At 61.7% G+C, this 14,946-nt stretch carries 14 protein-coding genes; 10 read left to right on the forward strand and 4 right to left on the reverse strand.

Annotated elements, in window-relative coordinates:
- Positions 1-37 precede the first annotated feature (37 nt).
- Complete coding sequence (locus PMM47T1_RS20440) at positions 38-2,215, forward strand: hypothetical protein (protein ID WP_043301314.1); 2,178 nt, start codon at positions 38-40, stop codon at positions 2,213-2,215.
- Positions 2,216-2,272: 57 nt separating this feature from the next.
- Here PMM47T1_RS20440 and PMM47T1_RS20445 read toward each other — a convergent pair whose 3' ends face one another.
- Complete coding sequence (locus PMM47T1_RS20445) at positions 2,273-2,581, reverse strand: DUF2288 domain-containing protein (RefSeq protein WP_008372505.1); 309 nt, start codon at positions 2,579-2,581, stop codon at positions 2,273-2,275.
- Between the two features lie 373 nt (positions 2,582-2,954).
- On the opposite strand from PMM47T1_RS20445, the gene PMM47T1_RS20450 reads away from it, so the two are divergent.
- The 5 genes from PMM47T1_RS20450 to PMM47T1_RS20470 all read left to right on the forward strand — a co-directional run bounded on the left by PMM47T1_RS20450 (position 2,955) and on the right by PMM47T1_RS20470 (position 7,942).
- A complete protein-coding gene (locus tag PMM47T1_RS20450; RefSeq protein WP_008372508.1) occupies positions 2,955-4,073 on the forward strand; it encodes a branched-chain amino acid ABC transporter substrate-binding protein in 1,119 nt (372 codons plus the stop codon).
- 226 nt (positions 4,074-4,299) lie between these two features.
- On the forward strand, positions 4,300-5,223 hold the full coding sequence (gene livH, locus PMM47T1_RS20455; RefSeq protein ID WP_008372511.1) for a high-affinity branched-chain amino acid ABC transporter permease LivH: 924 nt from the start codon (positions 4,300-4,302) through the stop codon (positions 5,221-5,223).
- Positions 5,220-6,476, forward strand: a complete 1,257-nt coding sequence (locus PMM47T1_RS20460; protein ID WP_008372513.1) for a high-affinity branched-chain amino acid ABC transporter permease LivM — start codon at positions 5,220-5,222, stop codon at positions 6,474-6,476. The genes livH and PMM47T1_RS20460 overlap by 4 nt, the downstream gene beginning before the upstream one ends.
- Entirely contained in the window at positions 6,473-7,240 is a 768-nt protein-coding gene (gene livG, locus PMM47T1_RS20465; protein WP_008372515.1) for a high-affinity branched-chain amino acid ABC transporter ATP-binding protein LivG, read from the forward strand. The genes PMM47T1_RS20460 and livG overlap by 4 nt, the downstream gene beginning before the upstream one ends.
- Complete coding sequence (locus PMM47T1_RS20470) at positions 7,241-7,942, forward strand: ABC transporter ATP-binding protein (RefSeq protein WP_008372516.1); 702 nt, start codon at positions 7,241-7,243, stop codon at positions 7,940-7,942.
- A 107-nt stretch (positions 7,943-8,049) separates the two neighbouring features.
- Here PMM47T1_RS20470 and PMM47T1_RS20475 read toward each other — a convergent pair whose 3' ends face one another.
- Entirely contained in the window at positions 8,050-8,934 is an 885-nt protein-coding gene (locus PMM47T1_RS20475) for a LysR family transcriptional regulator (RefSeq protein WP_008372518.1), read from the reverse strand.
- A gap of 101 nt (positions 8,935-9,035) precedes the next feature.
- Here PMM47T1_RS20475 and PMM47T1_RS20480 point away from each other — a divergent pair, with 101 nt between their 5' ends.
- The 4 genes from PMM47T1_RS20480 (at position 9,036) to nhaA (ending at position 13,560) form a co-directional block, all read left to right on the forward strand.
- Positions 9,036-9,635 (forward strand): short chain dehydrogenase, encoded by a 600-nt coding sequence (locus PMM47T1_RS20480; protein WP_008372520.1) that lies wholly within the window; start codon positions 9,036-9,038, stop codon positions 9,633-9,635.
- 59 nt (positions 9,636-9,694) lie between these two features.
- Positions 9,695-10,372 (forward strand): membrane protein, encoded by a 678-nt coding sequence (locus PMM47T1_RS20485; protein ID WP_008372523.1) that lies wholly within the window; start codon positions 9,695-9,697, stop codon positions 10,370-10,372.
- Between the two features lie 113 nt (positions 10,373-10,485).
- On the forward strand, positions 10,486-12,099 hold the full coding sequence (locus PMM47T1_RS20490) for an NAD(P)/FAD-dependent oxidoreductase (RefSeq protein ID WP_008372526.1): 1,614 nt from the start codon (positions 10,486-10,488) through the stop codon (positions 12,097-12,099).
- Between the two features lie 282 nt (positions 12,100-12,381).
- The gene (gene nhaA, locus PMM47T1_RS20495; RefSeq protein WP_008372529.1) at positions 12,382-13,560 is read left to right on the forward strand and encodes a Na+/H+ antiporter NhaA; all 1,179 of its coding nucleotides are present in this window, start codon (positions 12,382-12,384) and stop codon (positions 13,558-13,560) included.
- A gap of 58 nt (positions 13,561-13,618) precedes the next feature.
- On the opposite strand, the gene PMM47T1_RS20500 is transcribed toward nhaA, so the two are convergent.
- Both PMM47T1_RS20500 and pdxH read right to left on the reverse strand, forming a co-directional pair.
- Positions 13,619-14,083 (reverse strand): glycine zipper 2TM domain-containing protein, encoded by a 465-nt coding sequence (locus tag PMM47T1_RS20500; RefSeq protein ID WP_008372531.1) that lies wholly within the window; start codon positions 14,081-14,083, stop codon positions 13,619-13,621.
- A gap of 204 nt (positions 14,084-14,287) precedes the next feature.
- Positions 14,288-14,935 (reverse strand): pyridoxamine 5'-phosphate oxidase, encoded by a 648-nt coding sequence (pdxH, locus tag PMM47T1_RS20505; RefSeq protein WP_008372533.1) that lies wholly within the window; start codon positions 14,933-14,935, stop codon positions 14,288-14,290.
- Positions 14,936-14,946 lie beyond the last annotated feature (11 nt).

The following is a 14,946-nucleotide window of genomic DNA, read 5'->3' on the forward strand; positions in this document are numbered from 1 at the left end:
GATTGTACGCGCCTCCTGTCCAGGCCAGACACGCACCATGAATTCCAAGAATAACGCTGCCACAGCGACCGCCGAGCCGATGATTGCCGCCCCTGTCGATACACCCCAGGGCAGTTACCTGCCGCGGCCCAGCACCCCGCAGCAGTACCTGTACTACACCGAGACCGACACCCAGCGCATCCTCGACAACCTCGATGGCCTGCGCGAAATGGTGTTCCCCCATGCGGTGCTGCAGGAAGACGACGGCCAGCCACGCCGCGACCAGGAATTTCCGTCGGTGTGCCTCATAGGCCTGGGCCGCTGCGGTTCGAACATTGCCCTGGACGTGGCGGAACTGGTGTACAACGCGCGCAAGTTCTACCTCAACGAGTTCAACAACCAGGACCGCGACGTGGAAAAGACCTACAGCCCCGCGCGGTGGCTTCAGAACAACCTGCGCCTGGGTGGCGGCAAGGCCACCAAGCCGGTGTTCCTGGTAGAACCCCTGGTGATGCTGGGCGACCTGGACAAGGACATTGCCGGGCGCATCCGCTTCTCGCGCAAGGGCGAGAAAAGCGGCTTCATCCGTGACTACAGCAAGATGAAGATCATGGACCTGTCGGAAGTGCATGCCGGCGGCGCTGGCAACGCACCGATCCTGGGCCAGTACCTGGCCAAGATCATCCTCAACAAGGAAACCCAGCGTTTTTCCAGCGCCGACTGGAAGCTTATTCATTCCTACTTGATCGATTCCTGCGGCATCAAGGCCAACCAGTCACGCCTGTATTTCTATATTTTCAGCGCCGGCGGCGGCACCGGCTCGGGCATGGCCTCAGAATTCGGCCTGGCCCAGCAATACTCGTACATGAACAAGACGTTCGACACCAAGCCGGCCGACGAGCACGACAGCAAGAGTGGCCACTCCTTCGTGTTCGAGCCGATCTTCACCAGCGGCATCTGCGTGCTGCCCAACATTTCCGATCACCGCAGCGAAATGTCCGAAGCCCTGCACATCAATGCCGGGCGGCTGTTGTGTAAATACCTGTCAGAGGAATGGGACTTCTCCTACAACTTCGACAATGAAGACAGCAGCGAAGCCAGCGTGATGGGCCGCATTCGCCCCTGGAACGCGATGATGCTGATTTCCAACGACATCATGCGCTACGCCGAAGAAAGCGATGACGGCAACATTCAGAACATCGACGTCAACGCCATGGAGAAGCACGCCAACCAGTACATCTCCCAGCAGATCTTCAACATCCTCACCGCCCAGGCGGTGACCACCGATTATGACCAGAACTACTTCCGACGCGCCGGTATCGACATTGGCGAGACCATCCGCCTGGACGCCAACGACTTGTTCATGAGCCTGGCCGGCCCGGTGGCCATTGCCTACGCAGAATCGGTAGTACCGGAAACACCGGCACCCACCGGCGACAAGTTCAAGGTGTTCGAGAAGGAACAGCCGCGCCTGGACATCGATGACCTGTTTTTCCGCTCCATCGACCTGCCGCACTTCAACAAGGTCACCCAGGCCATCGAAGGCATCAGCCTGCTGCCCATCGAGTCACGCCGCTACCGCGCCGCGCTGGAGCAATACCAGGCCTCGGGCTACGACGCCGCGGCGCTGCATGACCTGCACTTTTTCAAGAACTGCTCGTCGGTAGTGTCGATCGTGTCGTTGCCCAAGGACTACAAGCTGTCCTATATGGACCTGAACCGGCTCAAGACCCACCTCAACAGCCTGTTTCCCAACACCACGCTCAAGCGCTACGCGCTGGTGATCGGCGCTTCGGCCAACCTGTCGCTGACCACCCTGATAGCCAAGAGCCCGTGCCTGTCCGACGATTTCCTGACCCTGATCGTGGCGTTCATCAAGCGTTGCTTCGCGCGCAATTCCTATCGCTTCGACGACACCCTGGACAACGCCATTCTCGACTACATCGTCAGCGACGAGTTTGACGAGGCGCTTATCGACGAGTTGCTCAACGAGTTCGAAAACCCGGCCAAGATTCTTGATACCAACTGGTACGCGATCAAACCGATGTACGAAAAAAAGTACCGGGAGTTGATCAACGACAAGAGCAAGTTCGTGTCGATCAATGACATTCGACTGTCGCGCGAATGTGTGAAGAAAGCGGTGAAATACTTGCGGGAAATATACCGCCACCGTATTGGCAAGACCCGTGTCATTTCCCTGAACAACCACACCGGCAAGACCGACTACGTGGATTGACCTGATCATCTGTGGGCGCTGGCTCGCCAGCGCCCACAACGCACCATCATGGTGCCATTATTTTTCCGCTGCCCTTTCCTGGATCAGCACCCACGGCGACACCACCACCGCCCACAACGTCGGGTCGCGCTCGATACAGTCCAGCGCCTGCGACTCAGAGACCTTGCCGAGTAATCCCTGGTCCATCCAATGCTTCACATTGGCACCATTATCCGTGGCCACGGCCTCGGCGGCAGCGACCAAATCCAGCGCAGGCTCGACCCACAACAGGGCACCGCGGGCAAAAAACGGTTGCAGCTCCTGCCATCCGATAACGGCGGTCTCGCCGAGCAGCTTGGCATAGAGGGTGCTAGGTTGTTGAGTCATGGGTTTCACCAAAAAAGAAAATCGGGGCAATGATAACGCTCGGATTGCCTTGGAAAAACCCGGTTTCAATTATGTGATTGATTGGCGAGTTCGGAAAAGCCAAGGATGACGACCTGCTGCACAGGTTTCGCCGCCGTTATTCTGTAACTTCCTGTCGATAAAGCGACATCCTGGCCATTTGCCCCCAGGCGCCAGCTTTTCAATGGAACAAGCGGCGCTCTACACTGTACCGGTACAGTTACCGGGGGCTGATCGGGGTGTTTGCCGTTCGCTCGGGCAGTCGTGGAAACACACGACACCCGCATCGACACGACCCGGTCCTGCAGCTTTCGCCGCAAGACTATAAAAAATACAACAGTTAGAGTGGAGCATTATGACTAAGCAGATTTCCAAGCTGTTCGCCGCACTGGTTCTGGCGGGGGTTGCCAGCCATTCGTTTGCTGCCGACACCATCAAGATCGGCATCGCCGGCCCTAAAACCGGCCCTGTTACCCAGTATGGCGACATGCAGTTCATGGGCGCGAAAATGGCCATCGAGCAAATCAACGCCAAAGGCGGCGTGGATGGCAAGAAACTCGAAGCGGTCGAATACGACGACGCCTGTGACCCAAAACAAGCGGTAGCGGTCGCCAACAAAGTGGTCAACGACGGCGTCAAGTTCGTGGTCGGCCACCTGTGCTCCAGCTCCACGCAGCCGGCGTCGGACATTTACGAAGACGAAGGCATCATCATGATCACCCCGGCTGCCACCAGCCCGGAGATCACCGCGCGTGGCTACAAGATGGTGTTCCGCACCATTGGCCTGGACAGCGCCCAGGGCCCGGCTGCCGGCAACTACATTGCCAAGTTCGTGAAGCCTAAACTGGTTGCCGTGATCCACGACAAGCAGCAATACGGCGAAGGCATCGCCACTGCGGTGAAAGCCACCCTGGAAAAAGACGGCATCAAGGTACCGGTGTTCGAAGGTATCAATGCCGGCGACAAGGACTTCTCGTCGCTGATCGCCAAGCTGAAACAGGCCAACGTCGATTTCGTCTACTACGGTGGCTACCACCCAGAGCTGGGCCTGATCCTGCGCCAGGCCAAGGAAAAAGGCCTGAACGCCAAGTTCATGGGCCCTGAAGGCGTTGGCAACGACTCCATCTCGCAGATCGCCCAGGACGCCTCCGAAGGCCTACTGGTAACCCTGCCGAAATCCTTCGACCAGGACCCGGCCAACGTCGCCCTGGCTGATGCCTTCAAGGCCAAGAAGCAGGACCCGAGCGGCCCGTTCGTATTCCCGGCTTACTCGGCCGTTGAAGTGATTGCCGACGCCATCAAGACCGCCGGCAGCGAAGACACCACCAAGGTGGCTGCGGCCATCCACGCCGGTACCTTCAAGACCCCTACCGGTGACCTGAGCTTCGACGCCAAGGGCGACCTCAAGGACTTCAAGTTCGTGGTCTACCAGTGGCACTTCGGCAAACCGAAGACCGAAGTCAGCCCTCAGTAATCGCTGTCTGACCCCCACAAAGCCCACTGCGCGAGCAGTGGGCTTTGTTTTACGAGGTAATGGGCCGGTTTTCCGCGATCCGGAAGGCGGCCCACCTGAAAATCTTAAAACCGTCACCAGCGGTTCGCTGGCAACAAGCTTTGCACCCGTGGCCATGGCCAGGCGTGCAGGCAGGAAAATGACTCCACCAGTGAAATGCGTATCAGGTTTTTAGGAGCGCGCTGTAATGCCTGACATTTATCACTTCTTCCAACAGCTGGTTAACGGCCTGACCGTTGGCAGCACGTATGCCCTGATCGCCATTGGCTACACAATGGTTTACGGCATCATTGGAATGATCAACTTCGCCCACGGCGAGGTCTACATGATCGGTTCGTACGTGGCGTTCATTGCCATCGCCGGCCTGGCCATGCTGGGCCTGGACAACGTGCCATTGCTGATGACCGCGGCGTTCTGCGCCAGCATCGTCGTCACCAGTGCCTATGGCTACAGCATCGAACGCATTGCCTACCGCCCCCTGCGCGGCAGCAACCGTCTGATCCCGCTGATCTCGGCCATCGGCATGTCGATCTTCCTGCAGAACACGGTTCTGCTTGCGCAAGACTCCAAGGACAAATCAATACCCAACCTGATCCCGGGCAACATCAGCTTCGGGCCAGGGGGGGCACAGGAAGTGCTGATCTCTTACATGCAGATCGTGGTGTTCGTGGTGACGCTTATCGCCATGCTCGGCCTGACCATGTTCATCTCCCGTTCCCGCCTGGGCCGCGCTTGCCGCGCCTGCGCCGAGGACATGAAGATGGCCAACCTGCTGGGCATCAACACCAACAACATTATCGCCCTGACCTTCGTCATCGGCGCGGCCCTGGCTGCGATCGCCGCGGTGCTGTTGAGCATGCAATACGGCGTCATCAACCCCAACGCCGGTTTCCTGGTGGGCTTGAAGGCCTTCACCGCAGCGGTGCTGGGTGGTATCGGCAGCATTCCGGGCGCCATGCTCGGCGGCCTGGTACTGGGCGTGGCCGAAGCGTTTGGCGCCGACGTGTTTGGCGACCAGTACAAGGATGTGGTGGCGTTCGGTCTTTTGGTATTGGTCCTTCTGTTCCGGCCGACTGGCATCCTGGGCCGTCCGGAGGTTGAAAAAGTATGACTCGGAATCTCAAATCGGCGCTGTTCAGCGCCCTGCTGGTATGGGCCGTGGCCTACCCGGTGATCGGCCTGAAGCTGACCATCGACGGCATTCACCTGATTGTCCAGGGGGCCACGCCCACGACCATGCTGATCATTGCCCTGTGCTCGGTGCTGATGTTCCTGCGCGTGCTGTTCAACACGCAAATCAGCTCGGCCTGGAAAGCGGCGCCCAAGCTGCCGGGCATGCCAGCCAATACCGGGGACTTCCTCACCCGGCCCAAGACCCAGCGCTGGATCATGCTGGGCCTGATCGTGGTCGCGTTCATCTGGCCGTTCTACGGCTCTCGGGGCGCGGTCGACCTGGCGACGCTGGTGCTGATCTACGTGATGCTGGGCCTGGGCCTGAATATCGTCGTGGGCCTGGCCGGGCTGCTGGACCTGGGTTACGTGGGCTTCTACGCGGTGGGCGCCTACACCTATGCCCTGCTGTCGCATTACTACGGCTTCAGCTTCTGGGTATGCCTGCCGCTGGCGGGCCTGGCGGCTGCCACGTTCGGCTTCCTGCTGGGCTTCCCGGTACTGCGTTTGCGCGGCGACTACCTGGCCATCGTGACCCTGGGTTTCGGTGAAATCATCCGCCTGTTCCTGCGCAACCTCACCGACATCACCGGTGGCCCCAACGGCATCAGCAACATCCCCAAGCCCACCCTGTTCGGCCTGTCTTTCGACCGCTCCGCCGCTGATGGCGCGCAGACGTTCTACGAGTACTTCGGCCTGCCCTACAACCCGGTGGGCAAGGTAATCTTCCTTTACCTGGTGGCGTTGCTGCTGGCCCTGCTGGCGCTGTTCATCATCAACCGCCTGCTGCGCATGCCCATCGGCCGTGCCTGGGAAGCGTTGCGTGAAGATGAGATCGCCTGCCGCGCGCTGGGCCTGAACCCTACCCTCATCAAGCTTTCGGCGTTTACCCTGGGTGCCTGTTTCGCCGGTTTTGCCGGCAGCTTCTTCGCTGCTCGCCAAGGCCTGGTAACCCCCGAATCGTTCACCTTCATCGAGTCGGCCATGATCTTGGCCATCGTAGTGCTGGGTGGCATGGGTTCGCAGCTGGGCGTGATCCTGGCAGCGATCGTGGTCATTCTGCTACCGGAAATGACCCGTGAATTCGCTGATTACCGCATGTTGATGTTCGGCGCCATGATGGTGCTGATGATGATCTGGCGTCCTCAAGGATTGTTGCCGATGCAGCGCCCCCACATGGAGCTGCGAAAATGACGCAGAACATTCTTGAAGTATCCGGCCTGAGCATGCGTTTTGGCGGCCTGCTGGCCGTCAATGGCGTGGGCATCAGCGTCAAGGAAAAGCAGGTAGTGGCGCTGATCGGCCCCAACGGTGCCGGCAAGACCACGGTGTTCAACTGCCTGACCGGCTTCTACAAGCCCACCGGCGGCACCATCCTGCTGGACGGTCAGCCCATCCAGGGCATGCCCGGCCATCAAATCGCCCGCAAGGGCGTGGTGCGCACCTTCCAGAACGTACGGCTGTTCAAGGACATGACTGCCGTGGAAAACCTGCTGATTGCCCAGCATCGCCACCTGAATACCAACTTCCTCTCGGGCCTGTTCAAGACCCCCGCGTTCCGCCGCAGCGAGCGCGAGGCCATGGAATATGCCGAATTCTGGCTGGACAAGGTCAACCTCAAGGAATTCGCCAACCGCCCGGCCGGTACCCTGGCCTACGGTCAGCAGCGCCGCCTGGAGATCGCCCGGTGCATGATGACGCGCCCGCGCATCCTCATGCTCGACGAGCCGGCGGCCGGCCTCAACCCGCGCGAGACCGACGACCTCAAGGCGCTGATCGCCACCCTGCGCGAAGAGCACAACGCCACGGTGCTGCTCATTGAGCATGACATGAAACTGGTGATGAGCATTTCCGACCACATCGTGGTCATCAACCAGGGCACGCCGCTGGCCGATGGCACGCCGGAACAGATCCGCGACAATCCTGAAGTGATCAAAGCCTACCTGGGGGAAGCGTAAATGCTGCAGTTCGAAAACGTTTCCACCTTCTACGGCAAGATCCAGGCGCTGCACAGCGTCAACGTGGAAGTGAAACAGGGCGAAATCGTGACCCTGATCGGCGCCAACGGCGCCGGCAAGTCGACCCTGCTGATGACCCTGTGCGGCTCGCCGCGCGCTCACTGCGGCAGCATCCGCTACCTGGGTGAGGAACTGGTGGGCCAGGACTCTTCGCAGATCATGCGCAAGAGCATCGCCGTGGTGCCCGAAGGTCGCCGGGTATTTGCCCGCTTGACCGTTGAGGAGAACCTGGCCATGGGCGGATTCTTCACTGACAAGGACGATTACCAGGCGCAAATGGACAAGGTGCTGGGACTGTTCCCACGCCTCAAGGAGCGTTTCAACCAGCGCGGCGGCACCATGTCGGGCGGTGAACAGCAGATGCTTGCCATTGGCCGAGCGCTGATGAGCAAGCCCAAGCTGTTGCTTTTGGACGAGCCGTCTCTGGGCCTGGCGCCGATCATCATTCAGCAGATCTTCGAGATCATCGAACAGCTGCGCAAGGATGGCGTGACGGTCTTCCTGGTAGAACAGAACGCCAACCAGGCGCTGAAAATCGCCGACCGCGCCTACGTGCTGGAAAACGGCCGGGTGGTGATGCAAGGCACCGGTGAAGCCCTGCTGACCGACCCGAAGGTGCGCGAAGCCTACCTGGGCGGGTGACCCAAGCCTCTGGAGCTGCCGCCAGGCTGCGAAGGCTCGCACAGCGGGCCTGCGATCAGCATGACTGCGCCGAAGGTCCTGCGGGCCTTTTCGCAGCCTGGCGGCCGCTACCGGTTTGCCCAGCCGATCAAATACTGCGCCAGCACCTCTACCCGCCGGGGCAACCCGCGCTGGTAGGGATGCACCAGGAACAACGGTGCGGTGGCCGTCTGGTAACCCTTCAGCAGCGCCACCAACCGCCCCGCCCCCAACTCCGCATGCAACATGTACGAAGGCAGCCTCGCCACCCCCGCCCCCGCCAACGCCGCCTTTTTCAGCAAGCTGTAGTGATTGCTGGCGAACCGTCCGGCCACGGCCACCCGAATCAGCTCGTGATGCTGGTGATACCGCCACTCCTCCCGCCCCCGATAGTGGCTGTTGAGCAGGCACGCATGCTCGCGTAAATCCTGAGGCGTCACTGGCGCCGGGTGTGCCGCCAGGTACGCCGGGCTGGCACAGGTGATTTCCTGCATCGTCAGCAGCGGCCGCGCCACCAGGCGTTCATCGTTGGCCACGGTTTCGCGGATGGCCAGGTCAAAACCCTCGCGCGCCAGGTCGCGATAGCTGTTGCTCAGGTCCAGCTCCAGGCTGATCTGAGGGTAGTCACGGGCGAACTCCAGCAGCAGCCCTTCAAAAAAGGTCTCCCCCAATGACACGGGAACGGTCAGCCGCACCGGCCCGGCCAGTTCGTCCTTGAGCAGCGCCAGCGCCTGATGCGCCCGCTCCATTTGTGCCACCAGCGCCCGAGCTTCGGGCAGCAACGCTGAACCGGCGGCCGTCAGGCTCAGGCGTCGAGTGCTGCGGTGCAGCAGTTGCACACCGTGGCTGCTTTCCAGGCCACTGATGCGCTTGGACAACTGCCCCTTGCTCCAGCCCAACTGCTGCGCCGCCCGGGTAAAACTGCCCGCCTCGATCAGCACGGCAAAGGCCGCCAGGTCATCGAGCTCGCTCATGGATTGTTTCCATATGAAAACCAAAGGTTGCCTATTAGAGGGATTATCAGAAAAAAGCAAATCCCTACACTGGTGGCCTACCCCCTTAGCAGGAAACCACCATGAAAATCCTCTTGATCGGCGCCAGCGGCACGGTCGGTTCCGCCGTCGCCAGCGAACTCGCCCAACGCCACGAAGTGGTTCACATCGGCCGCCACAGCGGTGAGTATCAGGTGGACATTGCCGACACGGCGTCCATCCGCGATCTGTTCGCCAAGACCGGCCGCTTCGATGCGCTGGTCAGCGCCGTGGGCAGCGTGACCTTCAAGGCGCTGGGTGAAATGAGCGACGATGATTTCAGCCTTGGCCTGCAGAACAAATTAATGGGCCAGGTGAACCTGCTGCTGATCGGTCGCGAGTTCGCCAACGACGGTGCCTCGTTCACGCTGACGTCGGGCATCCTCAACCGCGACCCGATCCGCACCGGTGCATCGGCGGCCATGGTCAACGGCGCGCTGGACGCCTTCGTACGCGCTGCCGCCATCGAGCTGCCGCGCGGCCTGCGGGTGAACGCGGTCAGCCCCACGGTGCTGGTGGAAGCCATGGGCAGCTACGCACCCTATTTCCGAGGCTACAAGCCGGTGCCGGCAGCAGACGTGGCGCTGGCCTACGCCAAAAGCGTGGAAGGCCTGCAGACCGGCCAGGTGTTCATCGTCGGCTAGCGCGCACAATTTTCACGTCTGCTGTGCTACGGTGCCGCCCACTTACCAGGAGGCCCTCGATGCGCGTTGCCCGTACCTTGATGTGTTTTGCCCTGCTGCCACTGTTCGCCGGCTGCCAACTGTTTTCCTCGGCCCCGAGCCAGCCGTCCACCGCCGGGCTCACCCGCATGCAAGGCGTGTTGATGGGCCATGACGGCCAGTTGCTGTTCCAGCCTTGCGGCGAGCAGCGTCACTACACGGTTACCGACATCGGCCATACCGGCGTGCTGCAGGAAGCCGCCGGCATCGTCGGCAAGTCCGGGCAAGTCTATGGCGACGTTCGCGGGCGCTTCGAAGCCAGCAAGACCGGCGGCATGGATGGCACCATCGACCTGCAGCAGTTCTACCGCCTGGAACGCTCCGCCGCAGCCTGCAATGACCCCAACTTCAAGCTGCTGACCCTGCGTGCGGGTGGCAGCGACCCGGCCAAATGGGAGCTGCGCGCCAGCGGCAAGGGCCTGGAACTGAGCCGCGCCGACCAGCCGCCCCTGGCGGTGCCCTTTGTCGAAGAACAGATGCCTGACGGCCGCCTGAGCCTGAGCACCGAAGCCAACGGCCTTAAGGTGGAATTGTGGGTAGCGCCCCAGCGGTGCGTGGACCCGACCACCGGCAGCGTGCAGCAGATGACCGCCGAATTGCGCGTCAATGACCAGCCGTACCGGGGCTGCGCCTACTTTGGCGGCGCTCGCAACGACTGATGTTGCGCCGTCAGGCGGTTAAAACCTGACGGCAATCCCTTGCAAACGCTTATAATGGCCGGTTAGTGCAAAGCTGCCGGGTCAACCCTGTGGCCCGGATATTGGACCCTGTCATGTTACGAATCACCGAACTCAAACTGCCCCTGGACCACACCGACGAGGCCCTGCGCCCCGCTATAGTACAGCGCCTGGGGATCGCCGACGCCGACCTGCTGGACTTCACCCTGTTCAAGCGCAGCTATGACGCGCGCAAGAAGAACAGCGAGTTGCAGTTCATCTACACCATCGACCTTGACGTGCACGATGAAGCCAGCGTGTTGGCCAAATTCGCCGACGACCGCAACGTCGGCCCGGCGCCGGACGTCAGCTACAAGGTCGTGGGCCACGCCCCGGAGGGCCTGACCGAGCGCCCCCTGGTGGTCGGCTTCGGCCCATGCGGCATCTTCGCCGCCCTGCTGCTGGCGCAGATGGGCTTCAAGCCCATCGTTCTGGAACGCGGCAAGGAAGTGCGCCAGCGCACCAAGGACACCTGGGGCCTGTGGCGCAAAAGCGTGCTCAACCCCGAGTCCAACGTGCAGTTCGGCGAAGGCGGCGCAGGCACCTTTTCCGACGGCAAGCTCTACAGCCAGATCAAGGACCCGCTGCACCACGGTCGCAAGGTGCTGCACGAGTTCGTCAAATCCGGCGCGCCGGAAGAAATCCTTTACGTCAGCAAGCCGCACATCGGTACCTTCCGCCTGACAGGCATGGTTGAAACCATGCGCAAGGAAATCGAAGCCCTGGGCGGCGAGATCCGTTTCGAGCACAAGGTCACCGACCTGCTGATCGACAGTGACCAGCTGCAAGGCGTGGTCCTGGAAAACGGCGAGCAGATCATGTCCCGCCACGTGGTCATGGCCCTGGGCCACAGCGCCCGTGACACCTTCCGCATGCTGCACGCCCGTGGCGTGTTCATGGAAGCCAAGCCGTTCTCCATCGGCTTCCGTATCGAGCACCCGCAAGGCCTGATCGACCAGGCGCGCCTGGGCAAGTACGCCGGCCACCCGAAACTGGGTGCTGCCGACTACAAGTTGGTGCACCACGCCAAGAACGGCCGTTCGGTGTACAGCTTCTGCATGTGCCCGGGCGGTACCGTGGTAGCCGCCACTTCCGAGCCAGGACGCGTGGTCACCAACGGCATGAGTCAGTATTCGCGCAACGAACGCAACGCCAACTCGGGCATCGTGGTGGGCATCACCCCGGAAGTGGACTACCCGGGCGGCCCGCTGGCGGGTATCGAACTGCAGGAAAAGCTGGAATCCACGGCTTACCTGCTGGGCGGCAGCAACTACCAGGCACCGGCACAGCTGGTGGGCGACTTCATTGCCAACACGCCGTCCACCGCGCTGGGCGACGTAGAGCCTTCCTACAAGCCGGGCGTGTCCCTGGGTGACCTGGCCCTGTCGCTGCCGGACTTTGCCATCGAGGCCATCCGCGAAGCATTGCCGGCCTTCGACAAGCAGATCCGTGGTTTCGCCCGCCCCGACGCCATTCTCACTGGCATCGAGACCCGCACCTCGTCGCCGCTGCGCATCACCCGCGGCGCCGACTACCAGAGCCTGAACATCAAGGGCCTGTTCCCGGCCGGTGAAGGCGCCGGTTACGCGGGTGGCATCCTGTCGGCCGGTGTCGATGGTATTCGCATCGCCGAAGGCGTGGCACGCAGCATGCTGGGCCTCGACGCCTAGAGTGCCCATGACGTGGCCTCCCGGCCGCTGCTACACACCCTGTAGCGGCCGAAGGCTGCGTCTGGCGACACGGCATGGTCAGGCAATATGCTGCGCCCTGTCGGAAACGCCCTACACTCAAATCAGACACGTCCTATCCACGTATCCCATTCGTCCTGCTAGTGTCCTCGCCCCTGCCAAGCCTGCCCGATCACTTATAACAAAAACGAATATAACTTTTGTTTTAACAACCGGCAGTACAGGTTAGGGTGTGCCCCTCGAACACCAGGATGGAGAGCGACCGTGCCCCTGCGTAGTACTCTGACACGATTTTTTCAGCTCGAAGCGGCCAGCGGCCTGCTGCTGATCGCGGCCGCCGTGCTGGCGCTGATCATCAACAATTCACCCCTGTCCGGGCTGTACAACAGCTTCCTTGACACCCCCGTGGTTGCCCAGGTGGGTGCGCTGAGCATCGCCAAGCCGCTGTTGCTGTGGATCAACGACGGCCTGATGGCCCTGTTTTTCCTGATCATTGGCCTGGAGGTCAAGCGCGAAGTACTTGAGGGCCAACTGTCTAGCGTGTCGCAGATCGCCCTGCCCGGGGCGGCGGCGATTGGTGGCATGGTAGTGCCGGCGCTGATCTTCTGGGCCTTGAACAAGGACAACCCGGCAGCGCTGAGCGGCTGGGCAATCCCCATGGCCACCGACATCGCCTTCGCCCTCGGCGTGCTGGCATTGCTGGGCAAACGTGTACCGGTGTCACTGAAACTGTTCCTGATGACCCTGGCCATCATCGACGACCTGGGCGCCATCGTCGTCATTGCGCTGTTCTATTCGGGCACCATTTCCACCCTGGCCCTGGCGCTGGCGGCGGCCTGCCTGGTAACGCTGATAGCCATGAACCGGCTGGGCGTGATCAAGCTGGCGCCCTATCTGATCGTGGGCGCCATCCTGTGGGTGTGCGTGCTCAAAAGCGGCGTGCATGCCACCCTGGCGGGGGTTACCCTGGCCTTCTGCATTCCCTTGCGCACCCGCCACGCTGAAGCGTCGCCGTCGCGCACCTTGGAACATGCCCTGCACCCGTGGGTGGCCTACGCCATCCTGCCGCTGTTCGCCTTCGCCAATGCCGGCGTGCCGCTGGCCGGCGTAACCCTGGACAGCTTCACCCACCACGTGCCATTGGGCATTGCCAGCGGCCTGCTGATAGGCAAGACCGTGGGGGTGTTCGGCCTGACCTGGCTGGCTATCAAGGTCGGCCTGGCAAGCCTGCCAAGCGGCGCCAACTGGAAGCAATTGATGGGGGTGTCGATACTGTGCGGCATCGGTTTCACCATGAGCCTGTTCGTGGGGTCACTGGCCTATGTGCCGGGTGAAAGCCCCTTTGCCGGAGAGGACCGCATGGGCATCCTGACCGGGTCGATACTGGCGGCGTTCATTGGCTATGCGGTGACCGCCATGGCAAGCCGCAAGGCGCAGCCGTAGCGGATGTAGCGCCCATGAAAAAACCCGGCCTCGGCCGGGTTTTTTCATGCAGTGGCTATCAGTGCGAAACGCGGCTGGTGCCATCCACTGTCATGATGCGAACACGTTCGCCGACGCGGAAAATCTCGTTTTCCTGCACCTGCTGCACGTAGGCGCGCATGCTGCCGTCGTCTTCACGCACGGTGATTTCCACGCCCTGGGCACGGGTCAGGCCTTCTTCGGCGGCCGAACCCACCAGGCCACCGGCCACCGCACCGATCACAGCGGTGATGATGCTGCCACGGCCACCACCAATGGCACTACCGGCGACGCCGCCGACCACTGCACCGGCGCCAGCGCCGATTGGGGTCTTGGTACCCTCGATCTTGACTGGGCGCAGGGACTCGATGGTGCCCATGCGCACGGTCTGCACACGGCGTGCTTCATCACGCGAATAGGTATCACCGGACAGATTGGAGACACAGCCGCCCAGGAACAGGGTCGAGGTCGTGAAGCAGGCAAGGAGCAGTGCAGATTTACGCATGAAAATTCTCCGTGGGGCGTATTTGCCCATTAGACGCTGGCTATCGACGGCTGTCACGACACCAGCTGTAATAAATTGCGTCCATTCAGCTCTAGTACAGTCGCTTGAACAGGCCGAGTGCGACTGACGACATGGCACGCTTACGAAAGTAATGATGCCACATCGTCTGGACAACAGAGCAGAGCAAAAGGTCGAATGCGCTGATCAGGGGGCCAGGCGTTCGCATTGCCAGGCCTGATCTACCTGGCGGAAATTGAGGCGGTCGTGCAGGCGGCTGGAGCGTCCCTGCCAGAACTCGATGCGCTCGGGCACCAACCGGTAGCCGCCCCAGTGCTCGGGGCAGTCGGGCTGGGTATCGCTGAAACGCTGCTCGGTGGCCTTGAGCAGGCCCTCCAGTTCAGCGCGATCAGCGATCACCCGGCTTTGCGGCGAAGCCCAGGCACCCAGGCGGCTGCCCAGCGGGCGCACCTGGAAATAGGCGTCCGACTCGGCATGGCTGACCTTGCTGACCCGCCCCTCGATACGCACCTGGCGCTCCAGGGTCGGCCAAAAGAACGTCATGGCTGCGAACGGGTTGGCGTCCAGCTGCCGCCCCTTGTCGCTTTCGTAGTTGGTGAAAAAGGTAAAGCCCTGGGCATCCAGGGCCTTGAGCAGCAGCACCCGGCAATGGGGGCGGCCCTCGCCGTCGACGGTGGCCAGCATCATCGCGTTGGCCTCCACCGGCGGCTGCTCGGTCTTGATCGCTTCCTCGAACCAGCGAGTGAACAACTCGAACGGCTCAACCGGGGCATTCGCCTCGGTCAGGCCGTCACGGGTGTAGTCGCGGCGCATATCGGCCAGGGCCTGGGTCATTGCGCGTTTCC

Origin of the sequence: Pseudomonas sp. M47T1, from assembly GCF_000263855.1 — a bacterium.
Lineage (GTDB): Bacteria > Pseudomonadota > Gammaproteobacteria > Pseudomonadales > Pseudomonadaceae > Aquipseudomonas.

What these genes read in the sequence shown, in the direction of transcription:
- PMM47T1_RS20440 (WP_043301314.1), top strand. Translation starts at nt 38, where the DNA reads ATGAATTCCAAGAATAACGCTGCCACAGCGACCGCCGAGCCGATGATT.
- PMM47T1_RS20445 (WP_008372505.1), bottom strand. Translation starts at nt 2,581, where the DNA reads ATGACTCAACAACCTAGCACCCTCTATGCCAAGCTGCTCGGCGAGACC.
- PMM47T1_RS20450 (WP_008372508.1), top strand. Translation starts at nt 2,955, where the DNA reads ATGACTAAGCAGATTTCCAAGCTGTTCGCCGCACTGGTTCTGGCGGGG.
- livH (WP_008372511.1), top strand. Translation starts at nt 4,300, where the DNA reads ATGCCTGACATTTATCACTTCTTCCAACAGCTGGTTAACGGCCTGACC.
- PMM47T1_RS20460 (WP_008372513.1), top strand. Translation starts at nt 5,220, where the DNA reads ATGACTCGGAATCTCAAATCGGCGCTGTTCAGCGCCCTGCTGGTATGG.
- livG (WP_008372515.1), top strand. Translation starts at nt 6,473, where the DNA reads ATGACGCAGAACATTCTTGAAGTATCCGGCCTGAGCATGCGTTTTGGC.
- PMM47T1_RS20470 (WP_008372516.1), top strand. Translation starts at nt 7,241, where the DNA reads ATGCTGCAGTTCGAAAACGTTTCCACCTTCTACGGCAAGATCCAGGCG.
- PMM47T1_RS20475 (WP_008372518.1), bottom strand. Translation starts at nt 8,934, where the DNA reads ATGAGCGAGCTCGATGACCTGGCGGCCTTTGCCGTGCTGATCGAGGCG.
- PMM47T1_RS20480 (WP_008372520.1), top strand. Translation starts at nt 9,036, where the DNA reads ATGAAAATCCTCTTGATCGGCGCCAGCGGCACGGTCGGTTCCGCCGTC.
- PMM47T1_RS20485 (WP_008372523.1), top strand. Translation starts at nt 9,695, where the DNA reads ATGCGCGTTGCCCGTACCTTGATGTGTTTTGCCCTGCTGCCACTGTTC.
- PMM47T1_RS20490 (WP_008372526.1), top strand. Translation starts at nt 10,486, where the DNA reads ATGTTACGAATCACCGAACTCAAACTGCCCCTGGACCACACCGACGAG.
- PMM47T1_RS20500 (WP_008372531.1), bottom strand. Translation starts at nt 14,083, where the DNA reads ATGCGTAAATCTGCACTGCTCCTTGCCTGCTTCACGACCTCGACCCTG.
- pdxH (WP_008372533.1), bottom strand. Translation starts at nt 14,935, where the DNA reads ATGACCCAGGCCCTGGCCGATATGCGCCGCGACTACACCCGTGACGGC.